The organism is Gordonia sp. ALPHA1B1, assembly GCF_005502615.1.
GTDB lineage: Bacteria > Actinomycetota > Actinomycetes > Mycobacteriales > Mycobacteriaceae > Gordonia > Gordonia hongkongensis.
The window spans coordinates 149,961-171,306 of sequence record NZ_SCOC01000006.1; the positions used below are offsets into that span (position 1 = coordinate 149,961).

Below are 21,346 nucleotides of genomic sequence, written 5' to 3' on the forward strand. Positions count from 1 at the left end.
TTACCCTGGTCGCGTGACTTCAGCCGAGAAGACGAGCGGCGACACCGCCGGCACGACCGCCCACCGCTACACGGCGGCGGTCGCCGGCGAGATCGAGCAGCGCTGGCAGCAGACCTGGTCCGACGAGCACGCCTACGAGGCGCCGAATCCCGTCGGGCCGCTCGCCGGTGACCTGTCCGACTTCGGTGGCGGGGACGCCGACGCCGCCGACAAGCTCTTCGTGCAGGACATGTTCCCCTACCCGTCCGGCGCGGGCCTGCATGTCGGCCACCCGCTCGGCTTCATCGCAAGCGATGTCTTCGCGCGCTACCAGCGGATGACCGGCAAGAACGTGCTGCACACGATGGGCTTCGACTCGTTCGGCCTGCCCGCCGAGCAGTACGCGGTGCAGACCGGCACCCATCCGCGCACCACCACCGAGCAGAACATCGAGCGCTACCTGGGCCAGATCCGACGGCTCGGGCTGGGCCACGACGAGCGCCGTCGGGTGGCCACCACCGATGTCGACTTCTACCGGTGGACCCAGTGGATCTTCCTGCAGATCTACAACGCGTGGTACGACGCCGACCAGGGCAAGGCCCGGCGCATCTCCGAGCTGGTCGACGAATTCGCTTCGGGCGCACTAGCATTGGGTGGAAGGCACGAGGGGCGCAGCTGGGCCGACCTCTCCCCCGCCGAGCGCACCGAGATCCTCGACGACCATCGCCTGGTGTACCTGAGTGATTCGCTGGTGAACTGGTGCCCCGGACTGGGCACCGTGCTGGCCAACGAGGAGGTCACCGCCGACGGCCGCAGTGACCGCGGCAACTTCCCGGTGTTCCGGAAGCATCTGCGGCAGTGGATGATGCGGATCACCGCGTACTCCGACCGGTTGCTCGACGACCTGGATCTGCTGGACTGGCCGGAGAAGGTCAAGACGATGCAGCGCAACTGGATCGGACGCTCGCGCGGTGCCCAGGTTCGCTTCGACGTGCCCGGCGTCGGCGGCATCGAGGTGTTCACCACCCGTCCCGACACCCTGTTCGGCGCCACCTACATGGTTCTCGCGCCCGAGCATCCGCTCGTCGGCGACCTCATCACCGGAGCATGGCCCCAGGGCACCGATGATCGCTGGACCCGCGGCGGGGCCGACCCCGCGGCCGCGATCGCGGAGTACCGCGCGTCGATCGCCGCGAAGTCCGACCTCGAGCGCCAGGAGAACAAGGAGAAGACGGGTGTCTTCACCGGCAGCTTCGCCGTCAATCCCGTGAACGGAGAGCAGGTTCCGGTCTTCGTCGCCGACTACGTCCTCATGGGCTACGGCACCGGCGCGATCATGGCGGTCCCGGCCCACGACGCCCGCGACCATGAGTTCGCGACGGTGTTCGGACTGCCGATCCGCGAGGTGATCGGCTCCGACACCGACATCGCCACCGAGGCGTACGTGGGCGACGGTCCCCTGGTGAACTCCGGGTTCCTCGACGGTCGCAACGTCGAGGACGCGAAGGCGGCAATCGTCGAACGTCTCGAGGCCGACGGTGTGGGCACCGGGAGAATCCAATACAAGTTGCGCGACTGGCTGTTCGCCCGTCAGCGTTACTGGGGCGAACCCTTCCCGATCGTCTACGACGCCGCCGGTCAGCCCCATGCACTGCCGGAATCAATGCTGCCGGTGGAGCTCCCGGAGGTCGACGACTATGCGCCGGTGTCCTTCGACCCCGACGACGCGGACAGCGAGCCGTCGCCTCCGCTGGCGAAGGCCACCGAGTGGATGACGGTGGAGCTCGACCTGGGCGACGGTGTGCAGACCTACACCCGGGACGCCAACGTGATGCCCCAGTGGGCGGGCAGTTCGTGGTACCAGCTGCGCTATATCGACCCCACCAACTCGGAAACCCTGTGCGCCAAGGAGAACGAGGCGTACTGGATGGGCCCCCGGCCGGCACTGCACGGCGAGAACGACCCGGGTGGTCTTGACCTCTACATCGGTGGTGTCGAGCACGCGGTACTGCACCTGCTGTACTCGCGGTTCTGGCACAAGGTCCTGTTCGACCTCGGATACGTCACGAGTCGCGAACCGTACCGAAAGCTGTTCAACCAGGGCATGATCCAGGCGTACGCCTACACCGACTCGCGCGGCATCTATGTGCCCGCCGAAGAGGTCACCGAAGAGAACGGCGAGTTCTTCTACAACGGTGAGAAGGTTCGCCGGGAGTACGGCAAGATGGGCAAGTCCCTGAAGAACTCGGTGGCGCCCGACGACATCTGCCGCGACTACGGTGCCGACACGCTGCGCGTCTACGAGATGTTCATGGGTCCGCTCGACCAGTCACGGCCGTGGGCCACCAAGGACGTGGTGGGGTCGCAGCGATTCCTGCAGCGCATCTGGCGACTCGTCGTCGACGAGGAGTCCGGTGCGCTCCGGGTCGCCGACACCGCGCTCGACGACGACACGAAACGGTTGCTGCACAAGACGATCGCCGGCGTCCGCGAGGACTACGACGCGTTGCGCAACAACACGGCGGTCGCCAAGCTCACGGTGCTGACCAACCACCTCACCAAGAACTTCGAGAAGACCGGCGCTCCGCGGGAGGCCGTCGAGGCGCTGGTGATCATGCTGGCTCCCCTGGCGCCGCACATCGCCGAGGAGCTGTGGCATCGGCTGGGTCGGAACACCCTGGTGGTGCGGACCGCATTCCCGGTCGCCGATGAGGAGTGGCTGGTCGAGGACACCGTCGAGATCCCGGTTCAGGTCAAGGGCAAGGTCCGCAGTCGGATCACCGTCCCGGCCGACGCCGACGAGGAGACCCTGCGTGCCGCCGCGCTCGCCGACGAGAAGATCGTCGCGCTCCTCGACGGCGCCGAACCCCGCAAGGTCATCGTGGTACCCGGTCGGATGGTGAACATCGTCCCGTGACCGTCGCTCCCTGAGCCTCGATCTACTTCGGCGGCAACTTTCGCGCGTAGTCGGAACCGATCGCGATCCAGCGGGAGAGCTGGCGGTCGGTGGCTATGCCGGCGTCGTCGACGCGTAGCCATCCCCGGAGCTCGCGTTCCGACATCACCATCGGCCGGGTGTGCGGGTACTCGAGGAGGCTCTCGGTCTCCTCGGGTGCGACGCGCACCATGATCCCGCCCTTGCCGCTGGCGGCGACGGCCATGTTGCCGTTGATCAGAAAGGCCAGCCCGCCGAACATGCGCTTCTCGTCGAGGCCGCACTCGGTCGCCAGCAGAGCACGGATGCGGTAGGCCAGTTCCTCGTCGTACGCCACCGGTCCACATTATTCGGCTTCGGTCACGAACCGGGACTTGGCAACGAACTTACTGCGCAGTAAGGTACTGCCATGGCGATCAACCTGGAGCTCCCGAAGAAGTTCGATTCGACGGTCGAGCGCACCCACATGGCTGCCGAGCACCTCTTCCGGCCGATCTCGCGCAAGTACGACCAGGCCGAGCACGAGTACCCGGTCGAACTCGACGAACTGGCGAAGCTCGCCAAGCAGAGTCGCTCCACGGAGAAGTCCGCCGACGCCGAGAAGTCCGCCTCCGACGCTCCGTCGGTGAACGGCGCGAACATGCGCGGGCTCCTGTCGGCTCTGGAGATGAGCTGGGGCGACGTGGGCCTGCTGCTCTCCATTCCCGGTCAGGGCCTGGGCAATGCCGCGATCGCGGCCGTGGCGAACCCCGAGCAGCTCGAACGTTTCGGCGACGTATGGGCGGCGATGGCCATCACCGAGCCGAGCTTCGGCTCGGACTCGGCGGCAGTGTCGACGACCGCGACCCTCGACGGCGACGACTACATCCTGAACGGGGAGAAGATCTTCGTGACCGCGGGATCGCGCGCCGACCACGTCGTCGTGTGGGCGACCATCGACAAGAGCGTCGGACGCGCGGCCATCAAGAGTTTCGTCGTGCCGATGACCACCGAGGGCGTCACCGTGGCCCGCCTCGAGCACAAGCTGGGCATCAAGGCCTCCGACACGGCGGTCATCCGGTTCGAGAACGCGCGGGTCCCCGCCGAGAACCTGCTCGGCTCGCCGGAGATCGACACCAAGAAGGCCTTCGGCGGGGTCATGCAGACCTTCGACAACACCCGTCCGGTGGTCGCCGCGATGGCCATCGGGCTCGGTCGCGCCTCCCTGGAGGAGCTGCGTCGGATGCTGGAGGAAGCGGGTCACGAGATCGACTACGACCGTCCCGCGTCGTCGCAGCACGCCACCGTCGCCGAGTTCATCCGCCTCGAATCCGATTGGGAGGCCTCGTGGTTGCACACGGTGCGGGCGGCGTGGATGGCAGACAACAAGCAGCCCAACTCGACCGAGGCATCGATGTCGAAGGCGAAGGCCGGTCGGACCGTCACCGACATCACCAACAAGACCGTCGAGATCGGTGCGACGGCAGGCTATTCCGAGACGTCACTGGTGGAGAAGTGGGCGCGTGACTCGAAGATCCTTGACATCTTCGAGGGAACCCAGCAGATCCAGCAGCTGATCATCGCCCGGCGCGTGTTGGGGAAGAGCTCGACCGATCTGACGTAGTCCGGGTGTCGTCGAACGTCCTCAGACCTGCGCGATGAGCCACGCCGCGATCGTCTCGGCATTGTCGCGGTCGGTGGCCACGCCCGCATGCCCGGTGAACCGGTCGGAATACGTGACGCGCACCCCGGCGCGCCGATAGGTCTGCACCAGACCGGACACCAGCGGTTGCGGCGACACGGTGTCGACGGTGCCCGAGTCGATGCGGACCGGTAGCCCTCGAGCAAAACGCAGACGGTCGACGTCGTTGTCGCGCAGCACTTTCAACAATGCGGCCTTCATCTCGTCGCCGCGCGGTCCCAGGAGCTGGGCCGGCGCGAGGCCGCCGAACGAGTCCGGTGAGGTCAGGTCGGCGTAGCAGCGGGCCTCGACCTGCGGACGGAGCCTGCTCGCCGCCGCGCTGAGCCCGCCGTTGGACATCAGCTCGTCGAACTCGGGATCGGCTGCGGCCGCGCCATATCCGATGAGAGCGGCCAATCCCATCAGTTCGTTGATCGCGGGACCGGACACCGGAACGTGGGACGCCCCATCGAGGAGCGCGGCCACCTGCGTCGGCGGTGCGAGTGCCGACACCGCGCGGAGTCGGAGGTCACCCCATTCCGATGACGGCCGCGCCGCGGCGGCCAAGGCGGCGACGGCGCCCTCGGAATGCCCGGCCACGACGACGTCGCGGCCGATCCGTCGGTCGTGATCCGCGACGGCCAGCGCCATGTCGACCGTCGATCGCGCCAGCGAGTCGCCGATGAGATACGGGTGCGGCCCGGGCCCGCCGATGCCCTCGAAGTCGGGCCGCGCCACGGCGAATCCGGCGTCGAGCAACCGGCCGACGATGCCGTCACCTGACGTCATGCGGGGAAGTTCGGAATGACCGGCCCGGGCTCGCGACGGCGCGCATCGGTCTGCAGCGCCGACCGTCATGTGATTCCACACGGCGAGCGGCCAACCCCCGGCGGGCGGCCGCGTCGACGGTGTGAGCAGCGTGCCGGTCATCTCCGTCGGGAGACCGCGGATGGACGTCGAGCTGTATCGCACGCGCAATGTCGAACCCGCTTGGGGGAGTGCGATGACCGGGTCCGTCACGGTCTCGGAGTCGACGATGCGCGGGACCACGTGAACACCGGCCGGCGAATCCGGCCCCGGACCTCCCGCCCTGGCGGGAGCTTGCACGGTCAGGGCCGTGGCGAAGGTCAACGCGACTCCGACGACTGCGGCGAGAAGCCGTCGGCCGCCGATCGATCTCTTGTCCTTCGCAAGCAGGGTAGGCAACGTCACCCGTAGCAGAGTAACCGGGATCCGGGTGCGCCGCGCCGCCTCTGCGGGTCGCAGCACAGATCAGCGCAGGAGACGTTGGCGCAGTGCGGCTTCGCGCGCGAGCCGTTCGGCGTCGCGGCGGCGGCGCTCGGCCATGATCGCCGACAACACGTCTTCGAACGGGGCGCCGGGCGGGGGAGCGGGTGCGACGAACGGCGCGACGTCGAACACGATCCTCCGGGCGGCATGGGCTCTCGGCTCGGGCTTCATGCCGTGGCGGCCGTTGAGGAACTGGCGGATGATCACCGCGAGTGGGTCGGGGAGGGCGGCCATGTCGGCGGACACGGCCCACGAGTGCAGGCCGGGTGGCATCTCGATGGGTGCCTGCTCGACGAGCCGGTGGCGGTCGCGGATGACGTAGGTCCCGGCGAGCAGGTCGCCCAGGCGCTTGCTCTTGCGCGAGATGGCCGCCGAGATCAGCGCTGGGAGTCCCAGGCACGCATACAGTTCGACGAAGCCGACGAGTGCTCGGGTCAGGGAGTGGCGGAACCCGGTCGGGCCCGCGTCATCGCGGACTGTTCGGAGGCCCAGGACGAGGTGTCCCACGGTCTTCCCCGGGGTCACGGTCTCCAGCAGCGTCGGGAGTGCGACGACGGCGACGATCGGGATCAGGGTGTTGATGGTTCCCCGCCACGCCTCGCTGGCCTCGCCGGCGACCTTGAACGACATCCACCACAGGAACAACCACAGTCCGAACCCCAGCAGGACGTCGATGATGCCGGAGAGAATCCGGTAGCCGAGGTTCGCCGGCGGGAGTGCGAGAGCGACCGCCTCGCCGGAGACGAGGTCGTTGCGTCCGACGCCGACTGTCGTCGTGGCGCCCGCGCCCCACGCGACCGGACCGGGTCGGCCGGCGACGGGTGCACCCGGGCCCGCGGGGGCCCGAGGCGGCACTGGACGAGACATCACGCCTCACCCTACGACGCAATTCGTCGACAGGGCATCGGGAACTCACAGCCCCGACGTCCGCTGAATGACACGTGCCGCGGAGGTGAGAATGCCCGATACGCTGGCCGAGTGGATCTCGACGCCTATGTGTCCGCGCACCGCGCGACGTGGGAGCGGCTCGATGCGCTCTCGCGGCGCCGCCGACTCACCGGTGCCGAGGCCGACGAGATGATCGACACCTACCAGCGGGTGGCCACCCACCTGTCGGTCATCCGCTCGACGGCGCCCGATGCCTCGCTGGTGGCATACCTGTCGGGCCTCCTGGCCCGCGCCCGCGGTCGCGCCACCGGAACCCGGGTCAGCACGCCGGCGACGGTGATCGAGTTCTTCACCCGATCGTTCCCCGCGGCCCTGTACCGGATGCGCTGGTGGTGGCTCTCGGTGATGGGCGGGTCCCTCGGTGCGGCCGTGATCATGACGTGGTGGGTGCTGGCCCACCCGCGGATCGAGAGTTCGTTCGCATCGCCCGCGGAGATCGAGCGTCTCGTCACCAACGACTTCGAGAACTACTACAGCGAATACGAGGCGACGTCGTTCGCCGCTCGCGTGTGGACCAACAACTTCTGGCTGGCCGCGCTGTGTATCGCGTTAGGGCTCTTCGGGTTCCCCGTGATCTGGATGCTCTACACGAACATCCTCAATCTGGTGGTCGTGGCGTCGATCATGATCCGGCACGGTCGTGGTGACCTGTTCTTCGGACTGATCCTGCCGCACGGAATGCTCGAACTGACCTGCTTGTTCGTCGCTGCGGGCGTGGGCCTGCGGATCTTCTGGGCCTGGGTGGCCCCGGGGAATCGAACGCGTGCAACGGCTCTCGGGGAGGAGGGCCGGGCAGCGGTCGGTGTCGCGCTGGGTCTGGTCGTCGTGCTGCTGCTGTGCGGGGTCATCGAAGCGTTCGTCACGCCGTCCCCGCTGCCGACCTGGGCCCGGATCGGGATCGGCGTGACGGCGTGGACGCTCTTCATGTCGTACGTCTTCGTCGCCGGTCGCCGCGCGTACGAGTACGGCGACACCGGCGATCTCGACGAGGCAGCTCGCGGGCTCACCGTCCCGACGGCGAGATAGCGGCCCGTCGACGTCGAACCGGAATGGAACGACGCCTACGATCACCGGAAAGGGTCGACGACGACGAAGGGGAACACTCTGATGGCCACTCGCAAGGGATCACTGGACGCTGTCTCGCTGCTGGGCGGGGGACTGGCCGCCACCGGGGTTGCGCACTTCATCAAGCCCGAGATCTTCGCCCCGATCACCGAGCCGGTGTTCCCCGACGACACCACCACCTGGACCTACCGCAACGGTGCCTGCGAGACCGCCATCGGCCTCGCACTGGTGTCGCCGCGGACCCGCCGGCTGGGCCTGGCCGGGCTGGCCGGTTACGTCGGGTTCCTCGGTTACCGGGCGGCTCTCGCGAAGAAGTGACCGTGGGGCGGAGGTGACGCCGCAGAGTGCGGGATCAGAACCGTCCGAACTCCGCCATCGCGTCGGCGAGGGTCATGCCGTTGCGGATGGCGGCACGGACGTCGATCTCCTTCTCCGTCATGGTCTCCGCTGCCTCGAGCACGACGTCGGCGATCCCGGCGGGGATGACGATGACACCGTCGTCGTCGCCGAGGACGAAGTCGCCGGGCTCGATGACGACCGGTTGCCCGGATGCGCCCGGCATGGTGACGGGTTGCTGCCACGTCTCGACGCGCCAACGGCCGCTGGTCTGCACCGAGGTCGGATAGCAGGAGAACGTCGTGAAACCGATCTCGTGGAGCCATCTCTTGTCGCGCACACCGCCGTCGACCACTGCGCCGACGGAGCCCCGCTGCATCATGCCGATCGCGACGAGTTCACCGAAGTAACAGACGCCCCGGCCGTTCCCCTGCCACACGGAGACCTCGTCCGGGCCGATCTGGCTGCACGCCTGCGCTTTCAGCGGGTCCCGTCCCGGGGCGGCGCTCATCGCGCCCGAGATGGTGAACGCCCACCCGGCCAGCCGTTCGCGTCCGGCCACACACCTGATGTCGGTGGCGAGCGCCTGATCACGGTGGCCCAGGTCGTCGAGGACGTCGGCGACGTTCGCGACGTCGACGGCGAGGAAGCGGGAGCGAATGAGTGCGCGGTCGGTGGTGGTGCGCATGGGCGTCGGCGGCTGACTTTCGGTGAGGGCGGGCGAGAAGCGCGGGACGAACTGCGGTCGCATCAGGTGTCCTGACGCGTTCGCATCCGCAGGCGGCGGAACGCGGTGAACAGGACGACGACGGCCAGGACTCCGTAGAGGACCCAGGTGATCGCGCTGCCCACCAGCACACTCGGATCGCCGCCGCTCGACATCATCGCGTTGCGCAGGCTGGTCTCGGCAAGGGGGCCGAGGACGACGCCGATCATGACGGGGGCGAGCGGGAAACCGTAGCGTCGCAGCAGATATCCGACGAAGGCGATGGCGATGACCAGGATGAGGTCGGTGATCGCGGCCGAGGTCGCGTAGACACCGAGCACGCAGAACACCGCGATCCCCGCGTAGAGGTAGTGCCTGGGGATCAGCAGCAGTTTCGCCCAGATGGCGGCGAACGGCATGTTGAGGATCAGCAGCATGACCAGGCCGATGAACAGGCTGGCGATGAGCGTCCAGACGAGATCGGCGTTGCGTTCGAAGAGCAGGGGGCCGGGCTGCAGGCCGTACTGCTGGAATGCGGCCAGCATGATCGCCGCCGTGGCGGAGGTGGGCAGACCCATCGCGAGCAGGGCTCCCATCGCGGTGCCCGACGTCGCGTTGCCCGCCGCCTCCGGACCGGCGACACCGCGGATGGCGCCGTGGCCGAACTGGGGGTCGGGTCGTTTGCGGTCGAGACGACGCTCGGTTCCGTAGGCGAGGAACGTCGGCACCTCTGCGCCGCCGACCGGGATGACGCCAAAGGGGACGCCGAAACCGGTGCCGCGCAACCACGCCGGGAGCGCCTCGCGGAACTCGGCGCGCTTGAGGAAGGGCCGTCCGATGACGGCGTCGGCGTCCGGCGCACGTGTGCGATGGATGCGGGAGGCGACGTAGAGGACCTCGCCCAGGGCCAGGGTGCCGACGGTGATGACGATGATGCTGATGCCGTCGAACAACTCCGGCGCCCCCATCGTGAAGCGCTGGGTGCCCGAGATCCCGTCGATCCCGACGACCGCAAGGATCAGCCCGATGAGGAGTCCGGTCAGACCCTTGATGACGGAGTCGGAGACCACCGAGGCAATCGCGATGAAGGCGAAGACGGCGAGGGCGAAGTATTCGGCGGGACCGAACTGGATGGCGAGATCGGCGAGCTTGGGTGCGAAGAACACGACGATGGTCGTCGCGATCATGCCGCCGATGAAGGCGCCGATCGCGGCGGTGGCGAGGGCCTGGGCGGCCCGCCCGCGTTTGGCCATCCGATGACCCTCGAATGATGTTGCGATGGCGGTGGACCCGCCGGGCGTGTTCATCAGGATGCCCATGGTCGAGTCACCGAACAGGCCGCCGAAGTACACGCCGGCGAACATGATGAACGCGGCGGTGGGGTCGAGGGTGAAGGTCACCGGCAGCAGCAGTGCGACGGCCATCGCCGAACCGAGGCCCGGGAGCACACCCACTGCGGTGCCCAGCAGCGCGCCGATGAAGACCCAGAGCAGGTTCATCGGGGTGAGCGCCTGGGAGAAACCTTCCAACAGGAGTGAGACGTTGTCCATCAGAACAGACCTCCCAGGATGCCGGCGGGGAGGTTCAGCCCGAGACCCGCCGAGAAGAACGCCTGCACCGCACAGGAGACGACGAGCGACACCGCGATGTCGAGGACCGGACGGGTGGAACCCATGGCATAGGCGACGATCCAGAAGAGCAGCGCGGCGGACAGAATCCAACCGAGCGGAACCAGCAGCGCGGTGAAGGCGATGAGCCCGGCCAGGACGAGACCCAGTGCACGCCAATCACTCTGCGTTCGCCACTGACCGGTCGCGGGCGGCACGATGTCGGGGTCGGGCTCGTCGGGGTGACGCAGGGTCTGCACGGTCAGCAGTCCGGCGATCACGTACGCGCAGATCGTCAGGATGATTGGGAAGAACGCGGGTCCGGGAGTCGCTGCGCTGCCCGGGATGTCCATCCCGATGATGCCCGCGGTCAGGTAGACGGCAAGTGCGAGCATCAGGCCCGCGACGACCAGACCGCTTCGTCCGGTGAGCGGTCGGCGCGCGCGGTCCGATCCGTGTCCGTCGTCGAGCGTCGTGCCGGCGGGCTGTACCGCCGCATTGTCAGTCGTCATGATGGGCTGCCTTCACTGCCAGTACGGGGACCTCGGCGTCGATGAGAATGCGCTGTGCGTTCGAGCCGAGCAGGAGTTTCCCGACGCGGGACCGGCGGCGCAGTCCGACGACGATGAGATCGGCGGCCAGTTCTTCTGAGACGTCGATGAGTTCGGCGGCCGGATCGGAATCCTCGCGACGATGGCCGAGCCAGCGAATCGCGGTGTTGTTGCCGGCATTCTCGACAGGGGCGAAGTCGGGCTCGGGAATGCCACCGTCGTCGTCGACAGCGGGGGTCTCCATATCGAAGACGATCAGTTGAGAGCTCTCGTTGCGCGCGAGGCGCCGGCCGTGTTCGAAGGCCGCTCGACCTTCGGGGGTGTGGGCGAAAGCGACAAGGATGGGCATGGGTTCTCCGTGATGTCGTGTGGGGCAGGGGTTGTGCAGTGCGGGTTCGCCGACAGGCGGTCGGTCAGTACCCGAGGTCGGCCCAGATGCCGCGGACGAACTCCGATTGCTGGTCGATGACCTGGTTGAATCCGGTACCCGGCGTGAACGTGTCGGACCAGTTGTTGCGCTGCAGTGCATCTCGCCACTCGGGTGATTCGACGACCTCGGTGACGATCGCCTCGAGTTCGGTGCGCTGGTCATCGGTGATGCCCGGCAGTGCGACCACCCCGCGCCAGTTGGTGAGGGTGACGTCGTAACCCAGTTCGGACAGGGTCGGCAGATCGATGGCCGGGACCGGCTCGGGAGCCGAGATCGCCAGTGCGCGTAGATTTCCGGCGGTGATCTGGTCGACGAAGTCCTCGTAACCACTGACCGAGGCCTTGATCGTCCCGGACATGAGTGAGGTCGCCAGTTCGCCACCACCGGAGTAGGCGATGTAGTTGACCGCGGCGGGGTCGATACCGTTCTCCCGAGCCATCTGGCTGATGATCATCTGGTCGACGCTGCCCAGCGAACCGCCACCGAACGTGAAGTTCTTGGGGTCCTTCTTCCATTCGGCCATCAGCTCTTCGATGGTCGTGATCGGAGAATCAGCCGGCACGACGACGACGTCGTAATCGTCGGCGAGCCGCGCGATGGGGGTGACGTCTCCGAGATCCACGTCGGACCCGTTGATGTTGATCGCGCCCAGCATCGTGATGCCCATGACCATGATCGTGGTGGCGTCGCCGGTCATCCCCGCGAACTGGCTGAGTCCGATCGTGCCGCCGGCACCGGGGATGTTGACGACCTGCGAGTTGTTGACGATGTTCTGGGCTCGCAGCGCCTGCTGCATCTCGCGCGCCGCACCGTCCCAACCTCCACCGGCGGCCGCGGGCGCGATCAGGGTCAGTTGCGATCGCGCGTCGGCGCCGCCCTCGCTACCGGCCGCGTCGACGACGCCGACGACGACGATCGCTGCGGCGACCAGTGCGCCGAGTGCTTTGACGAGCGTGGGAACACGTTTCGGCGGACGAGACGTGCGGGACAGCTCTGTCGATTCGTCGGTGCCGGGGGATGGTGCGGTCATGCGGTCCTCGTTTTCGTTCGGGGTCGGGTCCCGAGGCCGAGAGCTACCAACATCGTCTGACTCGATTCTGCTGCGGATGTGAGGACAACCACGTCGGTGGTCACATCGGAAGTGTTGGCGTAACCGTCGTCACAGTCACGCTTGGGCGCATAAGTATCGTTTTGCGCTTTTCGCGCGCACTCGGCGTCGCACAGTTATAGATTATAACCTATGGCCGTGACGCAGGACACAGGGGTTGGAAAAGTGGCAGCGGCCAGGTCAACCGGCGACGGGGTCCGCGGTGAGCGCATCGATGGCACGACGTCCGAGACTGTTGCCGATGTGCTCGCGCATCACCGCGTCGGCACGCTCGGCGTCACCGTCGGCGACGGCCTCCATGATCGCCCGGTGCTCGGCGGTGACCCGCGACCGGTCGTCGGGTGAATCGCCCCGGTGGGAGAGGCCGATGACTCGGTAACGATCTGCTTTGTCCCAGAGTCGTTCGAGGATGTCGATGAGAACGGGGTTGCCCGACGCGCGGTACACCGTGCGATGGAATTCCCGGTGTCGGACAAGGGCATCGACATCGGACGCACTGGCAATAGGCGAGAGGCGATCGAAGGCATTGCTGATGGCGGCGATGTCGGCCGCCGTTCGCGTCCGCGCGGCGAGCGCCGCCGCGAGCGGGTCCAGGTTCTCCCGTACCTGGTAGAGGTGGCGCGCCTCATTTGCCGATACGGGGGTCACCCGCGCGTCTCGGTGGGCCTCGAGTTCGACCATGCCCTCGGCGGACAGCCGGCGGATCGCCTCGCGGAGGGGAGTCGTGCTGACGCCGATCTCGGCCGCCAGCTTGGCCTGGGGGATCACCGCGCCGGCCGGCAGGACCCCGGTCAGAATTCGCCGTTGGAGCTCGGCGTATGCGTAATCGTTCTTGGTGAACATCCCGCCTGGTGTGGTCATGGCGGCCTCCCGGCAGTGGTCATGGGACGTCGAGATCCGGCAGCGCCGGACGCCGCGATGATAGCACCGGTGACGTAAGTTATAGGTTATAACCTATGGTGGGACCCATGAGTGGAGCTGAACGCCGCGCGCAACCCGATCTGCCGGTCGTCGATGTCGAGCGGCGGGTCGGGTCCGACGTGTACCGGCAGTGGCCCACGGTGGTCCGTCTACTCGCCGAGAACGTGACTCGCCATGCCGACGCCGAGACGCGCGATCGAGCCCTGGACGACATGACCCGCTGGCTTCGCGCCGGCACCAGCGACGCCGAGATCCCGTATGTGCCGGGCCGGTTGCTGATGCACGACACCACCAGCACGCCCGCCCTCGTCGACATCGCCGCGATGCGTGACGCGGTTGCCGCCCGAGGTGGGGATCCGACGGCGTTGAGTCCCCGCCTGCCGGTGGAGGTCTCGGTGGACCATTCGCTCGCGGTCGAGTCGTTCGCGCGCCGCGATGCCGCCGCGGCCAATCTCGCCCACGACATGCGTCGCAACGCGGAGCGGTATCGCTTCCTGGCCTGGGCGTCGACGACGATGGACACCGTGCACATCAACCCGCCGGGTACCGGGATCATGCACACGATCAACCTCGAACAGCTCGCCACCGTGGTGACGGTGGAGAAGGTCGGTGGCGTCGACCACGCGGTTCCGGACATGATGCTCGGTACGGACAGCCACACGCCCATGATCAACGGGCTCGGTGTATTGGGCTGGGGCATAGGAGGTCTGGAAGCCGAGACGGTGATGTTCGGCATGCCGACCACACTGCGGATCCCCGAGGTCGTGGGAGTCCGCCTCACCGGGACGCTCTCAGCGGGCGTGCTGGCCACGGATCTCTCGCTGGTCGTCACGCACCGTCTGCGCGAGCTCGGGGTCACGGGTGAGTTCGTCGAGTTCTACGGGCCGGGCGTATCGGCACTGACGGTGGGCGCACGGGCGGTGATCGCCAACATGGCCCCGGAATACGGTGCCACCACCGGGTTCTTCCCCGTCGACGCACAGACCGTCCGATACCTGGCCGACACCGGACGTACCGCCGAACACTGCGAGCTCGTCGAGTCGGTGACACGACGGCTTGGGCTGTGGTTCGACCCCGATGCCGAGCCGCGTTTCACCCGCACGATCGACATCGACCTGGGTGCGGTGGTCCCGTCGGTGGCCGGTCCGCGTCGCCCGCAGGACCTGGTCCCGGTGACCGAGTTGCCGTCGACCTTCGACGCCGAGGGGCCTTCTCGATGTGACGACGACATCCCGATGCCAGCCTTCCCGATCGCCATCGCGTCGATCACGAGCTGTACCAACACCTCTGACCCGCGCCTCCTCATCGCCGCGGGTTTGGTCGCCCGCCGCGCACGGGAGCGAGGGATGCGGGTGCCGGAGTATGTGAAGACCTCCCTCGCGCCGGGTTCGCCCTCTGCCGCCGGCGTGCTCGAGCGGGCCGGTCTCACCGACGACCTGTCCGCGGTCGGCTTCGACATCGTCGGATTCGGTTGTGCCACCTGCATCGGCAACTCGGGACCGCTGCCGGCGGAGATCACCGCGGTGGCCGAGGCGCACACACGAAAGCCGGTGGCTGTACTCAGCGGCAACCGCAACTTCCCCGGCCGCGTCCACCCGGACCTCGAACTGGGCCTGCTGATGTCGCCGCCGATGGTGATCGTCTTCGCACTCGCGGGTGATGCGGCCATAGATCCCACCTCGGAACCGATCGGCGTCGACGCCGACGGACACGACGTGATGCTCGCTGAACTGTGGCCCGCCCCGGAGGAGATCGACGCGCTCACCGATGCAGCGCGGCGTCCGCGTGATGTCGTCGACGACTTCGTCTCCGCGTCCCGCAATCCGGCATGGGACGCACTCGATGTACCGGATGGGCCGCTGTTCCCCTGGGACCCGTCGTCGACGGCCCTGCGGCGTCCTCCTTTTGCCGATGACGGCTACGCGCACACCATGCTCGGGGAGTACACCGCGCATCCCCTGCTCGTGCTCGGCGACGACATCACCACCGACCACATCTCCCCGGCCGGGGCGATCAAGCCCGACAGCCCGACCGGTCGATACCTCGTGGAGCGAGGCGCGGAACCGGGCGACCTGAACGTCTACGCGTCCCGGCGCGGCAATTGGGAAGCCATGTTGCGGGGCGGCTTTCAGAACAAGAACATCCGCAACGCACTCGCACCGGATGCGGCTCCCGCGCACACCGTGCATGCGCCCACCGGCGACGTCGTGTCCCTTCCGGAGGCCGCTAGCCGGTACGCCGACGACGGCGACGCGGTGGTGATCGTGGCGGGGGAACGGTACGGCATGGGCAGCTCGCGCGACTGGGCGGCGAAGCTGGTGCGTCTTCTCGGAGTGCGGGCCGTGCTCACGTGCAGTTTCGAGCGGATTCATCGGTCCAATCTGATCGGAGTCGGCGTCCTGCCGTTGCTGATTCCTGCTGACGTCGACGGCGGGCTGCAGGACCTGCGGCCCGGTGACCGACTGCACGTCTTCGGGACTGCCGACGACGTCGACCGCGGGACGGTGGCGGTCGTCGTCCGGCGGGTCGACGGTTCCGAGATGCGTTTCGACGCGCGGGTGGCCGCCGAGACCGATCTGGACCGTCGGCTTCTCCGACGCGGCGGGGTCATCCCCAGCATCCTCGACGAGCAACTCGTGCGGTGACCTCGCGGGCCAAGGGCGCCGGCAACGCCTAGCTGCCAGCGAATTCACAGTGATCGGTCAACCCCCTCATAACCTGCGAGTTCACTCTCGATACATGAGAAAGAACAAGCACATCTCCTCGGTCCCGCTCGTCGTCCTCGACGACCCTGCTGCCATCGACCACGCGTACGACCTGTTCCGGCGCGACATCCCGCTGGCCGTCGTCAGCAGTCAGTACTCCGCGGTCCTGCCGTTCATGATCGGCAACAACGGGCACACCGCGGCACTCGTCGCCGACGTCGACGACCCCGACCAGCTCGCGGAGGCGATCGTGATCATCGAACGCCGTTTCGGCCGGGTCGGTTCGGTCATCCGCTATGCGGCCGACATCCCGGCGGTGGCGGTGTGACTGTCGTGGAGGTGTGAGAGGAACGTCGGCGGTCCTCCAGTAGGTCATGACGTTCGGCTTCTTGCGTGGCTTCGCGCTGCCTCCGATCGCGGGCACGCTCGGCTCGCCGAGGGGATAGTCGCGGCGAGTCGGGTGGTGGTGCGCAGCGGAATGTCCTCTGTCGCAGTGGTGTGAGGTGAGGTCGATGCCTGGCCGTCGCGATCCTGAATCAGCGCACGCCTCGTCGGCGACCGACGACGAAGTCAGATAAGTACTCCGGAGTATGAATCGGGGGTCAAGGCACGGCGGTGCGGGCCAAACGCTGGAATCGGTTGGCCCGTACGGGTGAATTCTCGCAGGTCGGGTGCCGACACCCTCAAATCGTTGCGATAGTGCATTTGCCGCCGTCGTCGAGGCAGCTGGCATTTCGTATTTCTGACCAAGACAAGGGGTACACCGCATGAGAATGAAGCATCGACTGGGAGTATTGGCCGCGGCTGCGGCAATGGTGTGTGGCGCCGGACTGCTCACCGCACCCACCGCCGACGCGGCGATGGTGACGATCTATCCCAACTATAGTGACGCCAATTGTCTGGGGCGGGGGTCTGTGAGCAGCCTGCAAGTCGCGGCCACACCAGGAAACTCCACGAACTGGCGTCCCGGACGTTGGACAGCCGTTACCGCGCCCGCCGGTGCAAGTGTTCAGCTCACCGCCAACTTGTTCTGCAAGACTTGGTACGGCGCAGGGGCGTACCGCACCGCGATCAAGCGAGTCACCGTCGTCGCGAACAAGAGCTACTACTTCTGAGCCACCCCACGCCTTCACTCCAGCCCCGCGCTCCTAAGTGCCTCCTCCAGAAAGTTGTCCGGCGTGGGGCGGGAGGGGGACGTCTCGATGTCAGGGGGCGACCGAGCGCCGACCTCGATGAATGACGCTGACAAAGAACAGTTTTCACGGTTGGGTGACATAGGGTCTGTCTGTCGATCCGATGAAACCGTCGGGCGTCGCGATCAGGCAAGTCCGGCAGCCGAGAGTGACGGCGGCTCGGCCTACTGTCAGCGTCCGCTCAGGGAACGGGGGCGAGTAGGCGCTGCCGGGTGCGGTCGACGATGTGAAGGAAGGTCGCGCTGTCGTCGTAGGCACGGGCCAAGATCAGCCCGCCTTGGATCGCCGCGACCGCGTCCAGGGCACGGTCTGAAGCCTCTTGGTTGGTGAGCCCGCCGCGCCGTAGCGCTTCCGCGAGAGCGTCGACCCAGTCGCTGAAGTAGCTGCGGACCGCGTCAGCGAATGTCTCCTTCTCCTGGCCCAACGTCATTGCCGCGAACAGGCACACGCTCTCGCGGGACATGAAGTAGTCGGCCACCTCTTGTGACATCGCCTCGACCGCTTGAGTTGCGCTCTCGGTCGTGCGAAGTGGCACGAAGACCCGTTCCTCGAACCACTCGCTCACCTCGTCGAGAACGGCACGCGCCATGTCCGTTTTCCCGTCAGGGAAAAAGTGGTAGAGGCTGCCGCGGCCGAGTCCGGTCTCTTGCTGGATGACCGACAGCGAGCCGGCTTCGAAGCCTCGCTTGCGGAAGACGCCGGCCAGCGCGCGGACCGCGTCGGATCGGTCGAGGACGGTTCGGGCCATTACAGTCCGAGGTCGCTCAAGCCGGGGTGGTCGGCCAGCCGGGGACCGGAGGCGTCCCAGAGGAACTTGCGGTCGGACTCCGTGATCGCGACGTCGTTGATGCTCGCGTGGCGGTGGGTCATCAGGCCGTCCTTGTCGAAGTGCCAGTTTTCGTTCCCGTATGCGCGGAACCAGTGGCCGGTGAGATCACGATACTCGTAGGCGAAGCGCACCGCGATGACGTCGCCGGTGAATGCCCACAGCTCTTTGATGAGTCGGTAGTCGAGCTCGCGGTCCCACTTGTCTGTGAGGAATTCGACGATCGCGGCACGGCCCTGGACGAAAGTCGATCGGTTCCGCCACCAGCTGTCCTCGCTATACGCGAGGGAGACGCGCTCGGGGTCACGCGTGTTCCACGCGTCTTCTGCGGCGCGGACCTTCTGGGTAGCGGTGGCCTCGGTGAACGGCGGCAGCGGAGGACGAGACATGACAAGCTCCTTTCAAGAGCACGGGTGTACCCATCGGTTCAGAGTGTACTGAATAGTATGCGATGTACCAAACGGTACAGACTGTCCCGCCGCCGGTCAACCCGACCCAGGCCCCTACGCTGCTCCCGGGGCGAGGGCTTCGGTGGGAGTGGCTGGGGCCGAACCTGTCCGGTCTCTCGCTACTAGGCATTCTGAACGTCCCCGACCTTCCATTGGTCCTAGCACATTGGGCACCATCGAATCAGAGTATTCGTTCTCGCACAGCGTATTTCGACAGGAGTCAGCAGGCCGGCCGTCGGGGCCACGCCTGTGCCGAACCCGCGATCTCGATTCAGTTGGCAGCGAACTACGCAATCCGGGTGCCGCAAACGCGGGTTAGTGACTCACCAATTAGCTGTCACAACTCCCAACTACGGTGTCATCGGAAAGTGAGCCATCAACGCAGGACCAACGCAGCAAGCGGATATGCAGTGTTACCCGCAGCAATAGCCTGCATATCTCCCAGATGTGTCAGCCTGGCCACTCCTCCTGATCGTCGTAGCCAGTGGTTGTGAATCGCTGCTGGACAGGGTATTAGACACTCAGTGCCAGAGTCGTCCTGCGGAGATCAGTCGGAAGCCGGCCCCGAAACCGCTTTGCCAGAGGTGGTCCCGCCGCTGCTGGCAGAAAGGCCGTGGCCAGGATGGGCGCGCCCGGTCTGTCAGAGGCGTGGGACGTCGTCGTCGAGCGTATAGGGGTGTATGCGTTTCTGCACTGCTTCCATGACCAACGCGGCGACCATCACAGCGACCGGCATGACAAGACCACCCAGGCTCACCATACGCGTCTGACCTTCCTTCTGATGTCCTGCTCAATGTGTTTCGAAAGTGCTCTAGCGCAGTGTGTTTCGGGATCTACTAGGGCCGATGCGACACCGATCTACGACCGGTCATCGGACGTTACGTGTGCGGCGTGACAGTGTCGCGGCGGGTACGCCGCTGCCGTCACCCGTTGTCGGGTTGCCCAGCCCGCCAGGAGATCGAGGTGTCACTGCAACGTGGTGAGGAATACAAGGATGGCGGCCAGGGTGATGAGGTAGGCCAGGGCCCACCGTAGGTCGTGATGTGGGGTGGGCGGGGTGTAACGGTGAAATGTGAGGCTGCGGGATGTCATGACTGCAAGTTCGATCAAGTTGGCGTTGTGGGACAGCAAGAGTCGTCGTAGGGCCAATGCCCGTCCCGCGCGTGAACAGAACGCACCCTGAGGTCGGGGGTCATGTCGCTGTGCGTTGGGAGGCGTGGCCCGGCCGTAGAGGTGTGTGACGCGGTCAGCGCCGTCGAGCGGAAGCCAGCTGCTGTCGAGGCATGCTGTGGCGGCCGCGGGCACCCATGCTGGCGGTCAATGCCTGGCCGGGCGTGCGTCGTTGCTGGTCATGGGTGCCGGGTGTGGCTGGTACCGGTGTTTCGGATTGATCCGGGTGGAGACGTGGCCGGCCCATGACGTGGGTCCACCAGTGCTGCAGCGGGCTGGGGTCGGGCCAGACGATCGGGTGAAGTTCAGGGGCGGGGGCCGACATCGGTTGGGTCCTTCCTGGGTCATGTCGTCGGAACGTGCCGGGGGTGAACGTCGTGTTCCTACATAGCACTCGTCTGGGTGAATCGCCACCCGATGCCGAAAGCGGGCTACTGCTCTGCTCTTGGGTCGAGTGCTGTTGTGCCGGTGGAGGACTGAGTGCGTTGATCATCAAAAAGATGCTTGGCACTCACTGGCGTTGAGTGCTAATCTGATGGCGCGCAGTGATGGTTGATGTGGTGCCGTCAGCGTGGCGGCACCCGTGGATCAAGGAGGTGTTTGCGATGCTGGGTATCGATCCGTTCTCCATGGTTGATGACTGGGCTCGAGGACTTCTCACCGGCGAGTCCGGCGCTGGCCGACGTACACCGCGATTCATGCCGATCGATGTGTACAAGGTCGACGACCACTATTCGTTGATTGCCGACCTGCCTGGTGCTGATCCTGGTTCGATCGATCTCAACGTCGACAACGGGGTGTTGACCTTGTCGGCGCATCGCAGCGCACTCTCGGATGAGGGTGTGCAGTGGTTGGCCAACGAGCGTTTCGCCGGCACCTATCGTCGGCAGATCACTCTGGGTGAGGGTGTCGATCCGGCGAAGATCTCTGCTGCCTATGACAACGGTGTGCTCACGGTGACGATCCCGGTGGCCGAGAAAGCCAAGCCTCGCAAGGTGGCCATCGAGCATTCCGGCGACGGACGTCAGGAGATCACCGCCGGCTCCGAGGCGGCCTCGGGCTGACTGACCGGGGAGGTGGTTCGTCACTGTCACCCCAGTACCGGGAGGTCTGAGATGATGATGGGCTGCGTCACGGCTGCGTCGCCAGCCGGATGTGTCGACGTGATCGACGCCGAAGACACCTGGCTGGCCGCTGAAATCGATGCTGTCTTCGCGCAGGTCGGCGATCCGCAACAGGTGCTACCTACCCTCACGTGCGGGGTCGCCACCGTTCGGCGCCGGGTACCTGGTTCAAGCCGAACCGCCGCTCGCATCGCGCACCTGCGGCCGCGACACCGAGTGGTGAGGCGAGGTGGGCGGCAGCGTGGCCCGCCCACCTCGATCTGAGAGCTTCTGAAAGACGCCTGCGTCCGGGAGTCGAAAGGGTTGGCGGTGCCGGGCTCTGGGCGATCGCAGGCAGAGAAAT

The 21,346-nt window shown here is 66.6% G+C and carries 20 protein-coding genes; 8 read left to right on the plus strand and 12 right to left on the minus strand.

Annotated elements, in window-relative coordinates; genetic code table 11:
• Positions 1-13: 13 nt before the first annotated feature.
• Positions 14-2,896 (plus strand): leucine--tRNA ligase, encoded by a 2,883-nt coding sequence (gene leuS / locus FFS52_RS06080; protein WP_137809163.1) that lies wholly within the window; start codon positions 14-16, stop codon positions 2,894-2,896.
• A 22-nt stretch (positions 2,897-2,918) separates the two neighbouring features.
• On the opposite strand, the gene FFS52_RS06085 is transcribed toward leuS, so the two are convergent.
• Complete coding sequence (locus FFS52_RS06085; protein WP_058253756.1) at positions 2,919-3,251, minus strand: TfoX/Sxy family protein; 333 nt, start codon at positions 3,249-3,251, stop codon at positions 2,919-2,921.
• A gap of 72 nt (positions 3,252-3,323) precedes the next feature.
• On the opposite strand from FFS52_RS06085, the gene FFS52_RS06090 reads away from it, so the two are divergent.
• Positions 3,324-4,517, plus strand: coding sequence for an acyl-CoA dehydrogenase family protein (locus FFS52_RS06090; protein WP_137809164.1), 1,194 nt, complete (start codon positions 3,324-3,326; stop codon positions 4,515-4,517).
• Positions 4,518-4,538: 21 nt separating this feature from the next.
• Here FFS52_RS06090 and FFS52_RS06095 read toward each other — a convergent pair whose 3' ends face one another.
• Both FFS52_RS06095 and FFS52_RS06100 read right to left on the minus strand, forming a co-directional pair.
• The gene (locus tag FFS52_RS06095; protein ID WP_223258850.1) at positions 4,539-5,786 is read right to left on the minus strand and encodes a lipase family protein; all 1,248 of its coding nucleotides are present in this window, start codon (positions 5,784-5,786) and stop codon (positions 4,539-4,541) included.
• A 60-nt stretch (positions 5,787-5,846) separates the two neighbouring features.
• Complete coding sequence (locus FFS52_RS06100; RefSeq protein WP_065630871.1) at positions 5,847-6,731, minus strand: RDD family protein; 885 nt, start codon at positions 6,729-6,731, stop codon at positions 5,847-5,849.
• Positions 6,732-6,842: 111 nt separating this feature from the next.
• Between FFS52_RS06100 and FFS52_RS06105 the strand changes: the two genes are divergently transcribed.
• Both FFS52_RS06105 and FFS52_RS06110 read left to right on the plus strand, forming a co-directional pair.
• Entirely contained in the window at positions 6,843-7,838 is a 996-nt protein-coding gene (locus tag FFS52_RS06105; RefSeq protein WP_068970385.1) for a stage II sporulation protein M, read from the plus strand.
• 81 nt (positions 7,839-7,919) lie between these two features.
• Positions 7,920-8,195 carry a hypothetical protein gene (locus FFS52_RS06110; protein ID WP_065630873.1) on the plus strand — a complete coding sequence of 92 codons (276 nt, stop codon included), beginning with the start codon at positions 7,920-7,922 and terminating at the stop codon, positions 8,193-8,195.
• Positions 8,196-8,229: 34 nt separating this feature from the next.
• Here the strand turns inward: FFS52_RS06110 and FFS52_RS06115 are convergent, their stop codons facing one another.
• From FFS52_RS06115 to FFS52_RS06140, 6 genes are all read right to left on the minus strand, one after another.
• A complete protein-coding gene (locus FFS52_RS06115) occupies positions 8,230-8,964 on the minus strand; it encodes an RraA family protein (RefSeq protein ID WP_238994977.1) in 735 nt (244 codons plus the stop codon).
• The gene (locus FFS52_RS06120; protein WP_137809165.1) at positions 8,964-10,469 is read right to left on the minus strand and encodes a tripartite tricarboxylate transporter permease; all 1,506 of its coding nucleotides are present in this window, start codon (positions 10,467-10,469) and stop codon (positions 8,964-8,966) included. The genes FFS52_RS06115 and FFS52_RS06120 overlap by 1 nt, the downstream gene beginning before the upstream one ends.
• Positions 10,469-11,038 carry a tripartite tricarboxylate transporter TctB family protein gene (locus FFS52_RS06125; RefSeq protein ID WP_137809166.1) on the minus strand — a complete coding sequence of 190 codons (570 nt, stop codon included), beginning with the start codon at positions 11,036-11,038 and terminating at the stop codon, positions 10,469-10,471. Before FFS52_RS06125 ends, FFS52_RS06120 begins: the two co-directional genes overlap by 1 nt.
• Complete coding sequence (locus tag FFS52_RS06130; protein ID WP_137809167.1) at positions 11,028-11,426, minus strand: universal stress protein; 399 nt, start codon at positions 11,424-11,426, stop codon at positions 11,028-11,030. Before FFS52_RS06130 ends, FFS52_RS06125 begins: the two co-directional genes overlap by 11 nt.
• Before the next feature lie 64 nt (positions 11,427-11,490).
• Entirely contained in the window at positions 11,491-12,537 is a 1,047-nt protein-coding gene (locus FFS52_RS06135; protein WP_137809168.1) for a tripartite tricarboxylate transporter substrate binding protein, read from the minus strand.
• Positions 12,538-12,795: 258 nt separating this feature from the next.
• The gene (locus FFS52_RS06140) at positions 12,796-13,476 is read right to left on the minus strand and encodes a GntR family transcriptional regulator (RefSeq protein WP_137809169.1); all 681 of its coding nucleotides are present in this window, start codon (positions 13,474-13,476) and stop codon (positions 12,796-12,798) included.
• Between the two features lie 107 nt (positions 13,477-13,583).
• On the opposite strand from FFS52_RS06140, the gene acnA reads away from it, so the two are divergent.
• The 3 genes from acnA to FFS52_RS06155 all read left to right on the plus strand — a co-directional run bounded on the left by acnA (position 13,584) and on the right by FFS52_RS06155 (position 17,356).
• Complete coding sequence (gene acnA / locus FFS52_RS06145; RefSeq protein ID WP_137809170.1) at positions 13,584-16,181, plus strand: aconitate hydratase AcnA; 2,598 nt, start codon at positions 13,584-13,586, stop codon at positions 16,179-16,181.
• 94 nt (positions 16,182-16,275) lie between these two features.
• Positions 16,276-16,569 (plus strand): hypothetical protein, encoded by a 294-nt coding sequence (locus tag FFS52_RS06150; RefSeq protein ID WP_137809171.1) that lies wholly within the window; start codon positions 16,276-16,278, stop codon positions 16,567-16,569.
• 445 nt (positions 16,570-17,014) lie between these two features.
• Positions 17,015-17,356 (plus strand): hypothetical protein, encoded by a 342-nt coding sequence (locus FFS52_RS06155; RefSeq protein ID WP_137809172.1) that lies wholly within the window; start codon positions 17,015-17,017, stop codon positions 17,354-17,356.
• 259 nt (positions 17,357-17,615) lie between these two features.
• On the opposite strand, the gene FFS52_RS06160 is transcribed toward FFS52_RS06155, so the two are convergent.
• The 3 genes from FFS52_RS06160 to FFS52_RS24035 all read right to left on the minus strand — a co-directional run bounded on the left by FFS52_RS06160 (position 17,616) and on the right by FFS52_RS24035 (position 19,801).
• The gene (locus tag FFS52_RS06160) at positions 17,616-18,182 is read right to left on the minus strand and encodes a TetR/AcrR family transcriptional regulator (protein ID WP_137809173.1); all 567 of its coding nucleotides are present in this window, start codon (positions 18,180-18,182) and stop codon (positions 17,616-17,618) included.
• Positions 18,182-18,649 carry a nuclear transport factor 2 family protein gene (locus FFS52_RS06165; RefSeq protein ID WP_137809174.1) on the minus strand — a complete coding sequence of 156 codons (468 nt, stop codon included), beginning with the start codon at positions 18,647-18,649 and terminating at the stop codon, positions 18,182-18,184. Before FFS52_RS06165 ends, FFS52_RS06160 begins: the two co-directional genes overlap by 1 nt.
• A gap of 1,026 nt (positions 18,650-19,675) precedes the next feature.
• Positions 19,676-19,801, minus strand: a complete 126-nt coding sequence (locus FFS52_RS24035; RefSeq protein ID WP_259935984.1) for a hypothetical protein — start codon at positions 19,799-19,801, stop codon at positions 19,676-19,678.
• A gap of 683 nt (positions 19,802-20,484) precedes the next feature.
• On the opposite strand from FFS52_RS24035, the gene FFS52_RS06170 reads away from it, so the two are divergent.
• Positions 20,485-20,943 carry an Hsp20/alpha crystallin family protein gene (locus FFS52_RS06170; protein ID WP_137809175.1) on the plus strand — a complete coding sequence of 153 codons (459 nt, stop codon included), beginning with the start codon at positions 20,485-20,487 and terminating at the stop codon, positions 20,941-20,943.
• Positions 20,944-21,346: the final 403 nt, after the last annotated feature.